Annotated in this window: 11 protein-coding genes; 8 read left to right on the forward strand and 3 right to left on the reverse strand. The window is 53.3% G+C overall.

What is annotated here, in order from left to right; all coding sequences use genetic code 11:
• Positions 1-136 precede the first annotated feature (136 nt).
• The 3 genes from EBS11_RS13025 to EBS11_RS13035 all read left to right on the forward strand — a co-directional run bounded on the left by EBS11_RS13025 (position 137) and on the right by EBS11_RS13035 (position 5,753).
• Positions 137-2,185 (forward strand): M13 family metallopeptidase, encoded by a 2,049-nt coding sequence (locus EBS11_RS13025; RefSeq protein ID WP_290603386.1) that lies wholly within the window; start codon positions 137-139, stop codon positions 2,183-2,185.
• A 1,100-nt stretch (positions 2,186-3,285) separates the two neighbouring features.
• The gene (locus EBS11_RS13030) at positions 3,286-4,023 is read left to right on the forward strand and encodes a LemA family protein (RefSeq protein WP_290603387.1); all 738 of its coding nucleotides are present in this window, start codon (positions 3,286-3,288) and stop codon (positions 4,021-4,023) included.
• Positions 4,020-5,753, forward strand: a complete 1,734-nt coding sequence (locus EBS11_RS13035; RefSeq protein WP_290603388.1) for an MAG1210 family protein — start codon at positions 4,020-4,022, stop codon at positions 5,751-5,753. Before EBS11_RS13030 ends, EBS11_RS13035 begins: the two co-directional genes overlap by 4 nt.
• Before the next feature lie 445 nt (positions 5,754-6,198).
• On the opposite strand, the gene EBS11_RS28375 is transcribed toward EBS11_RS13035, so the two are convergent.
• Both EBS11_RS28375 and EBS11_RS13050 read right to left on the reverse strand, forming a co-directional pair.
• On the reverse strand, positions 6,199-7,428 hold the full coding sequence (locus tag EBS11_RS28375; protein WP_365955366.1) for an ImmA/IrrE family metallo-endopeptidase: 1,230 nt from the start codon (positions 7,426-7,428) through the stop codon (positions 6,199-6,201).
• 32 nt (positions 7,429-7,460) lie between these two features.
• Complete coding sequence (locus tag EBS11_RS13050) at positions 7,461-7,751, reverse strand: type II toxin-antitoxin system HigB family toxin (RefSeq protein ID WP_290603389.1); 291 nt, start codon at positions 7,749-7,751, stop codon at positions 7,461-7,463.
• Between the two features lie 189 nt (positions 7,752-7,940).
• Here EBS11_RS13050 and EBS11_RS13055 point away from each other — a divergent pair, with 189 nt between their 5' ends.
• From EBS11_RS13055 to EBS11_RS13075, 5 genes are all read left to right on the forward strand, one after another.
• The gene (locus EBS11_RS13055) at positions 7,941-8,549 is read left to right on the forward strand and encodes a restriction endonuclease subunit S (RefSeq protein ID WP_290603390.1); all 609 of its coding nucleotides are present in this window, start codon (positions 7,941-7,943) and stop codon (positions 8,547-8,549) included.
• Positions 8,550-8,556: 7 nt separating this feature from the next.
• A complete protein-coding gene (locus EBS11_RS13060) occupies positions 8,557-10,071 on the forward strand; it encodes a type I restriction-modification system subunit M (RefSeq protein WP_290603391.1) in 1,515 nt (504 codons plus the stop codon).
• 166 nt (positions 10,072-10,237) lie between these two features.
• The gene (locus tag EBS11_RS13065; RefSeq protein WP_290603392.1) at positions 10,238-11,491 is read left to right on the forward strand and encodes a restriction endonuclease subunit S; all 1,254 of its coding nucleotides are present in this window, start codon (positions 10,238-10,240) and stop codon (positions 11,489-11,491) included.
• On the forward strand, positions 11,488-14,760 hold the full coding sequence (locus EBS11_RS13070) for an HsdR family type I site-specific deoxyribonuclease (RefSeq protein WP_290603393.1): 3,273 nt from the start codon (positions 11,488-11,490) through the stop codon (positions 14,758-14,760). Before EBS11_RS13065 ends, EBS11_RS13070 begins: the two co-directional genes overlap by 4 nt.
• A complete protein-coding gene (locus EBS11_RS13075) occupies positions 14,750-15,478 on the forward strand; it encodes a SprT family zinc-dependent metalloprotease (RefSeq protein ID WP_290603394.1) in 729 nt (242 codons plus the stop codon). The genes EBS11_RS13070 and EBS11_RS13075 overlap by 11 nt, the downstream gene beginning before the upstream one ends.
• Before the next feature lie 232 nt (positions 15,479-15,710).
• Here EBS11_RS13075 and EBS11_RS13080 read toward each other — a convergent pair whose 3' ends face one another.
• Positions 15,711-15,923 carry an AlpA family transcriptional regulator gene (locus EBS11_RS13080; protein ID WP_290603395.1) on the reverse strand — a complete coding sequence of 71 codons (213 nt, stop codon included), beginning with the start codon at positions 15,921-15,923 and terminating at the stop codon, positions 15,711-15,713.
• Positions 15,924-16,000: the final 77 nt, after the last annotated feature.

Genomic DNA, 16,000 nt, shown 5'->3' on the forward strand with positions numbered 1-16,000 from the left:
GCCATGCCGCGGCATGGCGGGAGTGCCTGCACCATGTTGCAATGCAGCACTATCCCTGCGGTTATAATCTTCCGCCACATGCCTGGACACAGCATGTTCCCTCACATGAAGTCGAACTACAATTAAAGGAATCTTCGTGCATCGTTCACTGATCAGCGCCGCCTGCTGCGCCCTATTCGCCCTGTCTTCCCCTGCGCTGTACGCCCAGCAAGCCGCCCAGCCTGCCGCGCCCGTCTCGGGCATCGACCTGAAAACCCTGGACCCGGCAGTCAGCCCGAAGGAAGACTTCTACGGCTACGTCAACGGCGTCTGGACCCGCAACACGGAAATCCCGGCCGACAAATCCGTCTGGGGCACCTACATCGAACTGCGCGAAATCGCGCAAGGCCAGCTGCGCGGCCTGATCGACGCCACCCTGAAAAACCCCGGCAAGCCTGGCAGCGAAGCGCACAAGATCGCCGACCTGTACACCAGCTTCATGGATGAGAAGGCGCGCAATGCGGCCGGCTTCAAGCCCGTCAAAGCGGACCTGGCCCGCGTCGCCGCGCTCAAGGACAAGAAGGACTTGCCGGCCCTGTTCGCCTACCTGCAAGGCAATGGCATCGCCACGCCATTTTCCGCCTATATCGCACCCGATGCGCAAGATCCCGAGCGCTACACGATCAACATCAGCCAGTCCGGCCTGGGCTTGCCTGACCGCGACTACTACCTGAAGGATGACGACGCCAAGCTGCAAGCCGTGCGCGCCAAGTACCTGCAGCATATCGAGACCATGCTGGCCATGAGCGGCGACAAGAAGGCCGCCGAGCACGCGGCGCAGATCCTCGACGTCGAGACGCGCCTGGCTGCCGTGCAATGGACGCGCGTGCAGATGCGCGACCCCGTCAAATCGTACAACCGCGTCGCCTTCGACCAGTTCGCCGCCATGGCGCCTGCATTTGACTGGAAAGCCTACTTTGCCGCCGCCGGCATGGCCAAGAAGGAAAGCTCGGCCGTCGTGCGCCAGCCCAGCTTCATGACAGGCTTCTCCGAGACCGTGGCCGCCGTGCCGCTGGAATCGTGGAAGAGCTACCTGAACTGGCGCGTCATCGAAAGCTATGCCTCCTACCTCGACAGCGCCACCGTCAAGGAACGCTTCGCCTTCGAAGGCACGGTGCTGCGCGGCGTGCCGCAAAGCGAACCGCAGTGGCAGCTGGCCCTGCGCTTCACGGACAGCGCCCTGGCCGACGCCGTCGGCAAGCGCTACGTGGAAATGTACCTGCCGCCCGAAACCAAGCCGCGCGTGATGGCCATGTTCGACAACTTCGTCGCCTCGTTCAAGGATGGCATCGAGCAGCTGGACTGGATGGGTCCGGAAACCAAGAAGGAAGCCCAGCTCAAGCTGGCTGCCCTGAAGCCGAAGATCGCCTACCCGGACAAATGGCGCGATTACAGCAGCATGAAGACCCAGCCGCATGACCTGGTCGCCAACGTGCGCGCGTCGCGCGAGTGGAGCCGCCAGCAAAACCTGGCCAAGCTGGGCAAACCGGTCGACCGCGACGAATGGTCGATGACGCCGCAAACCGTCAACGCCAGCTACAGTCCCGCGCTCAACGCCATCACCATCCCGGCCGCCATCCTGCAGCCGCCGTTCTTCAACGTGAAGGCGGAAGACGCCGTCAACTACGGCTTGCTGGGCATCACCTTCGGCCATGAAATCAGCCACGCCTTCGACGACTCGGGCAGCCAGTACGACGCCAAGGGCCGTTTGCGCAACTGGTGGACGGCGGAAGACCGCGCCGCCTTCAAGACCCTGGCCGCCGGCCTGGTCAAGCAATACGGCGCCTACAGCCCCGTGCCCGGCTACCACATCAATGGCGAGCTGACCCTGGGGGAAAACATCGGCGACAATTCCGGCCTGTCGATCACCTACAAGGCCTACCAGCGTTCGCTGCACGGCAAGCCATCGCCCGTGCTCGACGGCCTGACGGGCGAACAGCGCCTGTACATCGGCTTCGCCCAGAAATGGCGCGCCAAACTGCGCCCGGAAGCGGCCATCGCGCAAATCAAGAGCGACCCGCACTCGCCAGGCGAATTCCGCGCCAAGGGCACCGTGATGAACCAGCCGGGATTCTACGAGGCGTTTGACATCAAGCCAGGCGACAAGATGTATCTGGCGCCGGAGCAGCGCGTAATCATGTGGTAAATCTCAAGGCAGGATGAATCGGCTGTGATTCATTTCCCGTCTTCGATTGAAAAAGCCCGCTTTTTGCGGGCTTTTTGGCGAGAGGGGTTCCTATCGTCCGCTGGAGGCCGCAACATCAACGGGTTCCGACTTCGAAAACTTAGCTGTGCCCTCTTAGCTGCGCCCTTAAACATGCCCCTCGCATGACCAAACCCGAATATCTCTAAATGGGAGCAGCCTCTCCATAACTTGAAAACAATGTTTGGTTGATGAACTTCTGACAGAGGCTTACTTGGTTATTCAGCTCTAACTGACCGGGCTTCTGCAGTGTTCAATGCATCTGCCAGTGTCCAAATGGCGGACATGACCCCGGCCCTTACTGAGGGCGGCTGGTAAAGACAATATGATGAACCAGTTCTGAACCTTTGGCTTGACTGTAGAGTGAGAAAGCCCGCTTCGGCGGGCTTTTTTCGTTAAACGAACGGCAATCCCGCTTGCTTAAGGATGCTCATGCTTCATAGACATACCGCGAATCGATAGCGCCGATACTGACGGCAATTGATATCGCTCTGCCCGGCCATGCTGGCATTCCTGTAATTAAATTCGTAAAGTGATTGAAGACTGTCATTCATCCTACCCGACAGTGTTACTTCACCGCTGCATTGCAGCCACTTCCTGCATTTCTCTATTTGCCGATGGCAAAGCGTTAAAAAATTCTTGATCATTTATTTCTCCGCAAAGTTTGATCTGGCGCAGCCGAAGATTCGATGGAGGGCGGGGATTGCTTGCAGCATGTATTGGGCCGCTATGGCCGGCTGGAAGCCGGCTTCCATTATCCAGTGCTCCGCTTTCTGCTGCCGGGTTTACGCAAGCGGCTGGCTGAAAATTGGCCGCGCCGGAAAGTGTTCAGAAATTTCCCCGTAACTTCACGTGAAATATCGGCTTGACCGCCCTTGATTGGATTTCATCCTTCAAGATATGATGACAAAAAAATTGATTTTAAGAAACTTACACAACTCACCGATATTTTGCTCCCGCACTTCAAAAGCTAAAGCGAAATATTTTTACAACCGAGCGCGAGACGCTCAATAAGAAACGCTTAATACAAAGGATTTTGAAGCATGGCAAATGAATTAGACGAAGTAACTGGCCCGATAAACGAGCAGGGGCGCGACATCAACGTCATCAGCAAGCAGATTCCCGTCCAAGTCGGCACCGGGTCGCTCATATTTGAAATCGCCCTGTGGGCGGTCCTTCCGCTGATCGGCGGCTTGGCGCTGCTAACCGGTGCATTGCCGCAAACGTACAGCTTGGCACTCCTGGTGCTGGGGGCACTGCCAGGCCTGGTCTTCCTGTTCATGAAGATCTCCGCCCTGGCGTATCTGCGCAAGCTGCAGCAGAAAATCCAGGCCGATGCGTCACAGATCGACAATTACCTGGAACAGCGCGTCGTCGTGCTGAACAACGTGGTTGGCCTGGTCGCAAAAGCGATCGACCTCGACAAGGACGTGATGAAGTCGGTCGCAGCTTACCGGAGCGGACAGAACGCCGATGCCGAACGCAATCAGGCATCGCAGAAAATCGACGGGATTTTTTCCCGCATCAGCCTGGCGTGCGAAGCCTACCCGGATCTGAAGGCACAAGCCGTCATCGCCGATGCCATGCGCCAGAACAGTTATCTGCAAAAGGAAGTAACCGCCGCGCGCACGCTGTATAACGATACCGTCGGCATGTGGAACCAGGACGTCTTTGCCTGGCCGACCAAGCAGATCGTAGCGGCGCGGCAAGGTTACACCACGCGAATTCCTTTCACCGCCTCCGCCGAAACCAAGGCTGCCGCCCGGAGCGTCTTCTTTTGATCAACGACGTCCATGAACCATTGGAGCAGTATTCTCTCCATTTCAAAAATGCTCACGCCAGCAATACGTCGGACTTTTTCGAAGACCTCGTGCGCCAGTCCGGCGTGGACGAGAACGCCAACATCGCGACGGTGCAGGAACTACGCGTGCTCGAAAAGCAGGCTGCGGGCGCCGGTTCCAGCAACAAATGGTGGCGTATCCTGCGCGGCGCCAGCATCGTGGCCGCGCTACTGGCGGCACTCTATCTCTACGCCTATTACGCATGGCCATGGCTCATGGTCCCAGCGATTGCGCTTGCCATTGCGATTCATACGCTCAACCGCATCATCAACGATTCCGACGCACAGTTAAAGCGGCTGCAGGAAGCCTGCGACGCCAAACGTGCCGTGGCCTGGGGCCAGATGGTGCCGCTGAACCGCCTGTACGACTGGGACATCATGGCAAAGCTGATGCAGCAGACAGTACCTCGCATCGCATTCGACCCGTATTTCAGCAACGGCCGCATGGAAGAGCTGCGCAAGAGCTTTGGCTGGTTTGGCAATCTGGGGGACGACCACTCGATCGTGTTCTCGCACAGCGGCGTACTGAACGGCAACCCGTTCATTCTTGCACGCACCTTGTCCCACTCGATGGGCAGCAAGAAATACGATAGCTCGCTGGCTATCAGCTGGACGGAACAGTACCGCAATTCGCAAGGCAAACTGGAAACCAGAACCCGCCACGAAACCCTGCGGGCATCGATCGAGCGTCCAATGCCCGAATACGAGAACCAGACGTTTATCGTCTACGGCAACGAAGCGGCGCCGGATCTCGTGTTCAGCCGCCACCCGTCAAAACTCTCCAGCCTGGAGGACGGCTTCTTCGACAAATGGCGGAAGAATCGCGCCATCAAGAAGCTGGAAGAAAAGTCCCGCGATGTCGACGAGGGGCATACTTTTACGGTGATGGCCAACCGCGAATTCGACGCCTTGTTCGATGCCACGGACCGCAACCATGAAGTACAGTTCCGGCTATTGTTCACGCCATTGGCGCAACAGGAAATGCTCAAGCTGCTCAAGGATAATCAAACAGGTTTTGGCGACACGTTCGTATTCGAAAAAACCCGCATGATCAACGTGCTGGAATCGGGACATATGCGCGCGACCGACATCAGCGGCGCCCCGGAGAAATTCTTTGCCTACGAACTCGCCCAGGCCCGCCTGTTTTTCAACGCCTATCACAACGATTTCTTCAAGTCATTCTACTTTGGGATCGCCCCGCTGCTTGCCATCCCACTGTACCAACAGCATCGTCCGCACTCGGACATCTATCAAGACACGTATTCGCACAAACCTTGTTTCTGGGAGCATGAAGCGATTGCCAATTACCACGGCGAGGCGACGTTCGAGCATCCCGAGTGCGTCACGCGAAGTATCCTGAAGACATCCATGCAGCAGCAAGCCGACGGATCGCAGAAAGTACATGTAACGGCCAGCGGCTTCCGCAGCGTCGCGCGCACCCAGTACGTCTCGGTGAGAGGCGGAGATGGCCGCTCCCATCAGGTTCCAGTGCATTGGGACGAGTACTTCGAGGTCGAAAATAGCGCCAACATGCTGGTAAAGGAAACGGCCTCGCCAGACAACACCGCCACGGATGATGCCGCGTTACCGCCGGCGTTTTCACAGCGTGGCATCGATGCCGAGAGAACCGTGCTTCGCCGGTCGATTGTTTCGGCGGTTTTGGCTGGTTAGGGCGACTTTGCGGATTGCAGTGGCAAAAGTTGGCCGCTGCAGTATGAAATCACAAAGGACGCAGAGGACGCAGCAAAGGACGCAGGATCAGGTCTGCCATTTGGACACGAACTGATAGGCTAAGTGTTGTAGAAGCATGCTCAGTCGCAAAGCTGATCAGAACCACGAACGCACGGGGCTATCGTGCAGCGGCGGCAGTTGGTCGATTCGAAGCACACTGCCCTGCGCCTGAAGAACGAAGTGCGTCTCTCCGCGTATAGACGAAAAAAGAAAAAGCTACCCTCGGGTAGCTTTTTCTTTTTTCGAGAGGGGGATTCGAATCATGCTCTAGAGTCGCATAATTCTGGGATTTCGATCAATTCCAGATTGGAGAATCCCCCAAAACATACCCCCTCGAACCAGCTTATGACTTCACGCCCCCTCAATTCAGGGAACATAGTTATAGCTATGCGAGCTGAGGAAGCTGGCTGATAAACAAGTCGGACACTTTGCCGGCTGAGCTGATCAAGTTTGACAGCAACCTCCAGTTCTCGGTTTCCTTACGAACTCTCCCAGCAACGATTGCGGGATGAATTTGAAGCTGTCGCGCTAACGCAATTGCGTCGTCCTGCGCATAACTTATCCGGACTTGAGCCGTTGCCCACACAGCCTCTGGGATCAATGCTTCGCTAGCTTCCCGATCCGCTTGCTGTTCTTCTTCGCTTGAACGGGTCTTGTCATCCAAATTATCTACAATAGAGGGACGCGCAGCGGACAAATGGCACTGCACGTGAATCAACTCATGCAACAATGCAAACCAGAAATTATCTAAGCGGTCGTGGCGTAGTGTTAATGCCACGATCGGCATTTCACTGTCCAGCAGTGCCGCGCCGTCGAGATATGTCTTGTCGAAGTGCTTCTCAAAGACAAGCGCAATGCCAAAGTTGGACAAGTATTCTTGAGCAAGCAGCGGCCCCATTTCGAACGAAGACAATCGTACCAAATCACGTAGCCACTGCAATGTGATAGTTCCTGGCTGATATTGGCCTTTGAGCGTTCGCGTGCGAGCCTTGCGCAGAACACAAGCTTGCCAGACCATCAAAGAGTGTTCATCCATCATGCGTGCGCCGCTTTGGTGTAATGTAGCGCGTAATTTGATTTGTTGCCCAGCAAGACCGGACATCGCTCTGAAGAACCCAGTCACCAGCTCCTCTGCGTAGTCCTTTAGATGCTGTACGCTACGCCTAGCATCCCCGAATAGGCCACGTTCCTGCATTTCTGCTAAAGGAAACTTAGTGTAATCAATGTTTGGCTCAGCAAACAGGTCAAAGACCTCGCCAATCAGCACATCCGCAGGGATACCTAAGCCGACATGTAATTTACGGATCATCGATAGGCTCAGCGGCCTTTTACGACCAAGAACTTCTGAAACCTTGGAAATTGAGCCAATGTAGGGAACCAGATCCTTTTGCGCCAAGCGTTGTTGATCCATTCTGAATAGGATCGCGTCAATAGGATCAGGGAGGGACGGAGGGAAACGATTTTTCTCATACGACTGAATGACGAGTGCGAGCAGCTCCAACTCTGCATCTTCAGTAGAACCGAGCGTAGGATCTTTGTCCATAAGCTCAGACAGGCGAGCAACGGCAGCGGCGTAGTCACCTTCCGTTTTAAGTACTCGAATCTGTGTGTTCATACTGACCTCCTGACGCTAAAGTACATAGGTTTCTACTTGTTGAAATTCTTCTTGTTGTACTCGGCATGCGTACCACCCCACTCGATCAAGACGAGACCGTTGCGGAAGCGAACTTTCACGACAAGCCGGTATGAATTACCTTTAATGTTGAAAATAATCCTGTTGTCAGCCAAGAAGCTGGCCGTTGAGAACCGATCTTTAACGTCCTGCGGCCCAGCCCATTGCCCGCGTTCAACCTCTGCACGCCAAGCATCCAGTGCGCCACGCGCATCAGCATGCGTATGCTTCAGTGCCTCAAGCACTTCCAAGTGAACTAGCTGCATAGGCACCGCCCTGACTTCCCAAATTTATTCAAATTATACATTCCCAATTTGGGATATGTCAAATGTCCCTGCACCATTTTGTCAAGTCCCCTCACAAGTTATTCGATTGCATCAAAATTTATGCAGCATCAACAATGCTGCGATAAATTGTTGGTGCAATGCTAGCACGCATACGCTAAAATATGCAACATGTTCAATGATGCGAAAAAACTTAATCTCAAAGATGTCGCCAGAATTCGTGGCGGCCACCCCTTTCGCGGCTCAGTGCCAGTAATTGCAAATGCTCCTGTGGCTGTTGTGCAGATGAAAGACATCCTTCCATCGGGTCAGATCGACTGGTCGTCCACCGTTCGAACTGAGCTTGTAGGACGCAAAGAACCTGACTGGCTCAAGCCTGGAGACATACTATTCATCTCAAGAGGTAATCGATACCACGCTGCCTGTGTGGACCAACCTCCGCCCCTTGCTGTGTGCGGTGCTCACTTATTTCATCTCACTGTACGAGACCCTGACATCGTTCTCCCAGCCTTCCTAGCTTGGCAGATTGGACAGCCTCCTGTTCAGCGGCAACTTCAGCAGGCCGCCTCAGGCTCACACCAGCTCAGCGTCGCGAGGCCCGCTTTGGAGGCATTAGAGATCGCAGTGCCCTCTTTGAAGACCCAGCGACTTCTCGTTGATCTCGCGGACATGGCTCAACGTGAGAAAGCCTTACTCACAGCCATGATCCGTAATCGCGAACAAGAACTCGAAGCCTTGGCACATGCAATTGCCGAAGGCATTCCCCTGAATTTTTCCTGAGTAACCTATGACCGAAACAACTTCCGTTAGCCAGGACACCATCAACGCGGCAGTCTGGAACGCTTGCGACACATTCCGTGGCACAGTTGACCCTAGCATTTACAAGGACTATGTCCTAACCATGCTTTTCCTGAAGTACATGTCTGATGTCTGGCAGGACCACTACGACGACTACAAGAAGCAATTTGGTGACAACGACGAGCTAATTATCGAAATGCTCAAGAACGAGCGGTTTGTTCTACCACCACGCGCAAACTTCTATGTGCTGTACGACAAGCGATTCGAACCGGGCAATGGCGAACGTATCGACACAGCACTACATGCCATCGAAGACGCCAACATCAGCAAATTACGAGATGTCTTTCAAGACATCACTTTCAACTCCAACAAGCTAGGCGATGAGCAGCAAAAAAACGACATCCTACGGCACCTAATGGAAGACTTTGCCAAGGAGGAGTTAAATCTCGGCCCCCACCGCGTCGGAACTCTCGACGTGATTGGAAATGCATACGAGTATCTGATCAAGAACTTCGCATCTACGAGCGGCAAAAAGGCTGGCGAGTTCTACACACCACCCGAGGTGTCCACACTCATGGCTCGTTTAATGGACCCGCAAGAGGGAGAAGAGATATGCGACCCCACCTGTGGCTCTGGCTCATTGCTGATGAAGTGCGGCCGCTTGATCCGCCAGCGCACTGGTTCTCGTAAATACGCCTTGTACGGCCAAGAGGCCATTGGCAGTACTTGGGCGTTGGCCAAGATGAATATGTTCCTACATGGCGAGGACAATCACCGGGTGGAATGGGGTGACACCCTGCGCAACCCCAAACTACTCGACAGTGAGAGCACACTCAAGCATTTCGACATCGTAGTCGCTAACCCTCCATTCAGTCTGGAAAAGTGGGGCCATGAGAATGCCGAAGCCGATAAATTCGGACGCTTCCGGCGGGGGGTGCCGCCTCGCACCAAAGGTGACTACGCCTTCATCTTGCACATGGTTGAGACTATGAAGCCGGGCACCGGCCGCATGGCGGTAGTGGTGCCGCATGGCGTACTGTTCCGTGGAGCCGCCGAAGGCAAAATCCGCCAGAAACTGATCGAGGAAAACTTGCTGGACATGGTGATTGGCTTGCCTGAAAAGCTATTCTATGGCACTGGCATCCCAGCCGTTATTTTAGTGTTCCGCAAGCGCAAGCGCGACGAGAAGGTCTTGTTTATAGATGCAAGCCGCGACTTCGAAGATGGCAAAAACCAGAACATGCTGCGCGAGGACGATTTACGGCGCATTTTGAGCACTAGCCAGAATCGTCACGATGTTAATAAGTACGCCCACTTGGCGACCTTGGCTGAAATCACTGAAAACGACTTCAATCTTAACATCGCGCGGTATGTTGACACATTTGAGGAAGAAGTCGAGATCGACCTGATGGCTGTACGTCGCGAACGTGCTCAACTCAAATTGGAGCTAGCCATGCTGGAAGAAAAGATGACGACCTATTTGAAGGAGCTGGGCTATGAGTGAGTTTGACCTTATATAGGACGAACTGGGACTTCACTCTACCAAAGACGGCAGTACGCAGTATCGCTCGCTGGCAGTGCGCAGCATAATCTCAGACCAAAGCCGTTAAGCGAAGCTAAAGATATGAAGATACTAAAAAAATTGAGTATCTATTGAAAAAGAAAAATTAATGTCAATCCAGTCACTACCTAAGAGCTGGCAAATCAGCACTGTTGCCAGTCTCTGTAAAATGCAGAATGGACACAGCTTTGGCCCCAATGATTGGGATGTTACGGGCCTTCCAATTATTCGCATTCAAAACTTAAATGGAGGGAAGGAATTTGACTACTTTTCTGGAATACCTGACCCCCGATGGATTGTGGAACCAGGCCAATTGTTGTTTTCTTGGGCTGGTACAAAAGGCGTTTCGTTTGGCCCATTCATTTGGCGCGGACCAAGAGGGGTATTAAATCAACACATTTTCAAAGTTTTGGCGAGTGAGAATATCAGTAAAGAATGGCTCTATTGGGCACTAAAGGATGTCACAAGTCGAATTGAAGCGCAGGCGCATGGATTTAAAGCTACATTGGTTCATGTAAAAAAATCTGACATTGAACGACAACAGCTCCTTGTTCCTACCGGCGCAGAACAACGTTATATCGCTCAGGCTCTATCTACATGGGAGCAAGCCATTGCTATAAGTGAAGTCATGCTTAGCAATAGCAAAAAACAGCGTCAAATGATCGTTCATCTGCTTACTAGTGGAAAACTTCAGTTGGCTGATTTCCAAAATTCAGCTGAAAAATTCAAAACGGCGCACGGTTCAATCCCTTCAAACTGGAGCTACCCGAACATTGGAGAAATAGCTGTCGAGGTCAGCCAAAAGCTGCGAGATGGAGAGCCTCTCCCTGTACTTTCGTGTACGAAATATACGGGCCTCGTGGACTCGCTGAGCTATTTCAAAAAGCAAGTATTCAGCAAAGATATTTCCACGTACAAAGTTGTTTCGCGTGACTGTTTCGTCTACGCAACCAATCACATAGAAGAGGGATCAATTGGATATCAGGACCTGTATGAGAAAGCCATCGTCAGTCCCATGTACACTGTCTTTAAAACGCATGGAGAAATTGATGATGGGTATTTATACCAACTCCTGAAGACAGAGAAATACCGCCAGATATTTTCTGCAGCGACCAATGCTTCAGTGGATAGGAGAGGCAGCTTGCGCTGGAAGGAATTCAAGAAAATTCATGTCCCGTTACCCCCTTTAGCAGAACAGCGTGCGGCTATATCAGTGTTTGACACATTTTACTCTGAAGTAACAAATCTAGAAAAACAGTTGGTTACTTTAAAAGCAGAGAAAAATGCACTTATGACGATACTGCTAACAGGTAAGCGGCGCCTTACTCGAAATAGCCTACCTCATGTAGAGGCATCTACATGAGCAACACCCCGCAAACCCGCGAGCAATACAGCGCCCACATTCCGGCCCTGCACCTGATGTGCAATCTCGGCTGGAACTACCTAAGTTCCGCGTCAGCCCTCGCGCTTCGCGGTAACACACGTGAAGTTTTACTCAAGCCGCGTTTGATCGAAATACTTAAAACCCGCCGCTTTGATTACAAAGGAGAAACATTTCCCCTCTCACCCGGCGGTATCGATCAGATTGTGCGTGAGATTTCCAATATTAACCTCGCCGAAGGCCTCCTTCTTGCGAACGAGCAGCTCTACAATAAGCTCACCTTGGGCATTACCATCACGGAGTTCATGCCCGATGGCAAAAAGCATCAGCCCACGGTGGCCATTCTTGACTGGCTCAATCCCATAGCCAATTTATGGGATGTTACTGAGGAATTGGAGGTGCTATCCGTCCAGGGCACGCATACACGCAGACCTGATGTGGTGGCCTACGTTAACGGTATCCCTCTGGTAATAATCGAAGCTAAGCGCCCTGAATCCGTACGTGCCGACAAAGCAATGGTGGCTGAGGGCATTAGCCAGCACCTACGCAATCAGCGGTCAGATGAAATCCCCAATCTTTTCTCATATGGACAACTTTTATTATCTATCAGCCAGCTAGATGGCCGCTATGGCACCACGCACACCGCTGCCAAATTCTGGGCGAGGTGGCGCGAAGAGCAGTTTGATGACGCGCACTTCAGCACACTTAAAAACAAACCACTTTCCGGAGAAACCCACGCCGCTCTGTTTGAAGGCAAACCAGCGTATGTGCGCGCATACTTTGAATCGCTGTGGTCCCAGCCCACGCTACCAACCGATCAGGACAGACTGCTGGTGAGCTTGCTCACGCCAGAGCGCTTATTGGATGTCTTGCGCGGCTATATGCTATTTGACCGCAAGGTGGGCAAGGTGGTAGCCCGTTACCAACAGTACTTTGGTATCCGCGCCCTGCTTGCTCGCCTGAACACGTTCAAGCCAGACGGTAGCCGTGAAGGTGGTGTGGTGTGGCACACCACAGGCTCTGGCAAGAGCTTCACAATGGTGCTGTTGACCAAGGCATTGTTGTTGAACGAAGGATTACGGGATTGCCGCGTGGTGGTGGTGACTGACCGCATTGATCTAGAGTCGCAACTGGCTAAGAACTTCATGTCTGGCGGCGCGTTTGGCTCTGCCGTTGGCACAAAGAAGGAGGGCGAACGTAGCAAGGTGTTGTCAGGCCGCGAGCTGGCCAAACGCATTGGTCATAGCAATGATCGAATAATTTTCACATTGGTCCATAAGTTCAATACTGCGGCCAAGCTGCCTGACTGCCGCAATGACTCGCACAATCTTATCGTGCTGGTGGACGAAGGCCACCGCAGTCATGGCGGCGAAACCCATGAACGAATGAAGCAGGCCCTGCCTAAGGCCGCCTATGTGGCCTTCACCGGCACGCCATTGCTCAAGAACGAGAAGACGTCCAACAAGTTTGGCCCCATCGTGCATGCATACACAATGCAACGCGCCGTGGAGGACGAAACGGTGGCACCACTTTTGTATGAGGAGCGAGTGCCGGAACTCACGATCAATGAAGGAGCTGTGAACCGTTGGTTTGACAAGATCACTGCTGGTCTTGCTGACGCTCAGCGAACCGACCTCAAGCAAAAGTTTGCTAAGAAGGGAGCCATCTACGGTGCGAGCAACCGCATCGAGTTGATAGCCTGGGATATTGCTGCCCACTTTAACGAAAACATCAAAAAACTGGGTATGGGGCTCAAAGGCCAAGTGGCCACTGAACGCAAGCTTGATGCCATTCGCTATAAGAAAGCGCTAGATGAAACAGGCCTGGTGACTAGCATGGTAATAATTTCGCCGCCAGACACCCGCGAGGGTAACGACGAAGTTGATGAGGACCAGTTGCCCGAGGTGCAAAAATGGTGGAAGCAGAACATCACTGAAAAGGGCTTGGATGCTGAAAGCTATGAGCGCCATGCGCTGCAAGACTTTGGAAGTGATGGAAGCCCTGATTTGTTGATCGTGGTGGATCGTTTGCTGACGGGCTTTGACGAGCCACGCAATACCGTCCTCTACATCGACAAGCCGTTGAAGGGTCACAGCCTTATTCAAGCCGTCGCACGAGTGAACCGCCTGCATGATGCGAAGCGCTATGGTGTGCTGGTGGACTACCGGGGCATTTTGAAGGAGTTGGACACAGCTGTGCGTGCCTATCAGGATCTTGAGGCGAAGACTCAAGTTGGATTTGATTTGGCCGACTTAGATGGCCTGTACAAGCAGTTCAGTACCGAGTACAAACGGCTGCCTGGTTTTCACGACAAACTGTGGTCCTTTTTTAGGGCCGTAGCCAATCGCAAAGACACCGAGCAGTATCGCCAAGTACTTACACCGAAGTACACAACCGATGCCGATGGCGAAGAATACGACGAACGGCAGAAACTGCGAGAAGACTTTTATGCAGCCTTGACCGAGTTCGGTTTGTGTCTGCAAACAGCACTGTCATCGCGCAGCTTCTTTGAGGACCATAGCTTCTCTGAGGAGCAGATCACACGGTACAAAGAAGACCTAAGGTTTTTCACTGAACTGCGTAAAACTGCCAGGCGCGATGCCATGGAGACGGTCGATTATAGCGTCTACGAAGAGCAGATCCGCAAGCTCGTGGACAAGCAAGTTATCGGCACTGAGGTGCGTGAGCCAGACGGTGTATACCTTGTCCACGAATTGGGTAAACCCGAGGATCCGAAGGACTGGACTGAGGAGAAAACGCGCAACGAGACGGACATAATTCGTACTCGATTGCGCAAGACTATCGAGCAGGATCTGGCAGAGGATCCCTATGCGCAAAAAGTATTCGCAGACTTGTTGAAGCAAGCCATCGCCGATGCTGAGGCCATGTTTGATCATCCGCTCAAACAGTACGCATTGTTCAAAGATTTTGAACAGACCTTGCAGGCGCGCGCCACACCGGGCGTTCCTGATGCGTTTGGCGACAACGGGCATGCCAAGGCCTACTTTGGCGCAACCAAGTTGGTGCTTGGCGATGGCGCCGATCAACACGTGGCTTTGGCCTTCGAGATGGACCAAGTGGTACGTAATGCTGTGGCAGAAAACTCCTTAAACCCGCAAAATATTGAAGCAGCTATCCGAAAGGGATTGTTGCCAAAGCTGTTTACAGTCATGGGCCTGGACAACGCCAAGTTAGTGATTGAGCAGGTAATTCACATCACACGGGTAGGTTTGAGTCGCCATGCAGGGTAGCATCCACTACGGAGAACATGTCTTACCTTACGAGGTTCGTATCCAGCCGGGACGGTCATCGCAGCGAGTAGCAATTCACGTTGAGCCAGATGGGCGTATCTTCGTCGATGCACCTGAGACAGCGTCAGAGAAAGAAATCAATCAAGCCGTCAAGGTGAGAGCACGATGGATCTTTGGGCACGTTGCTGCGGCCAAGGAGCGATTACGCCATGTACTCCCACGCGAGTACGTCAGTGGTGAATCCCTGATGTATTTAGGACGTCGATATCGGCTGAAGGTTACGCTGGCAGTAGATTCCTTAGTAACGGCTCGCATGCGCGGTGCATTCATTGAAGTATTGGTACCGGAGTCTGACCCAAACTTGGTGCGCTTAGGACTCAGGTCCTGGTTTCGGCAAAGAGCTCGAGTCGTACTGACTGAGCGAGTACAGTTAATGGCAGCATCACTCCGATGGGTTTCGGGCACTCCACCTCTGCGGTTGTTGACAATGCGCAGCCAATGGGGAAGTTGCTCGCCTGCCGGGCGATTAACTCTCAATCCTCAACTGGTCAAGGCGCCAAGAGAATGCATTGACTACGTCGTACTACATGAGCTATGTCATTTAAAGGAGCACAACCATACTCAGCGGTTTTACTCACTGCTAGAAAAGCAGATGCCTGGCTATCAGGCCATCAAACTACGGCTAGATGCCATAGCGGACTCACTCCTAAATGAGTAAGCTGACTAACCTTTCAGTCGCTAGGGCAACCTCACCTAACTTCCCCCTCAGGATGGTGGGCAAGAATTGATCTTGGCCTGTGATGCCGGCCTGTGCGAGTTGACACAGGCAGCGCTAGCAATTGAAAGCTGATCCGCGACCAGTACTAATGGCTATTAGCAAATCTTTCCTAGAAGTACCTGTCATCGCAGCCTCCGGTGGCACCTATGCGCGTTGCTGATCCAGCAGTCGTTCATTCTCTCGTGTAGGAGACGCTTCGGCTAGCATCTATGCAGCGCTGCTGCCATTGAGCGATTTCCTCTGCGTCCCAGGCGACGGACTTGGGGCCAATGGGAATCGGCGCTGGCAACACGCCTGCCTTCACCTTGCGCCAGATTGTGGCGCGGGACCAGCCGGTGGCCTCGATTACCGCAGGCAAGCGGAGGAATTTTTTAGTCGTGGTCATAAGATTCTCCTTCGATTGATGAACACCAAGTAATGGAGAGTCATGCCGACTCTCCGCGATCATTCCGGCAGCGCCAG

The organism is Janthinobacterium sp. (assembly GCF_009923995.1).
GTDB lineage: Bacteria > Pseudomonadota > Gammaproteobacteria > Burkholderiales > Burkholderiaceae_D > Janthinobacterium.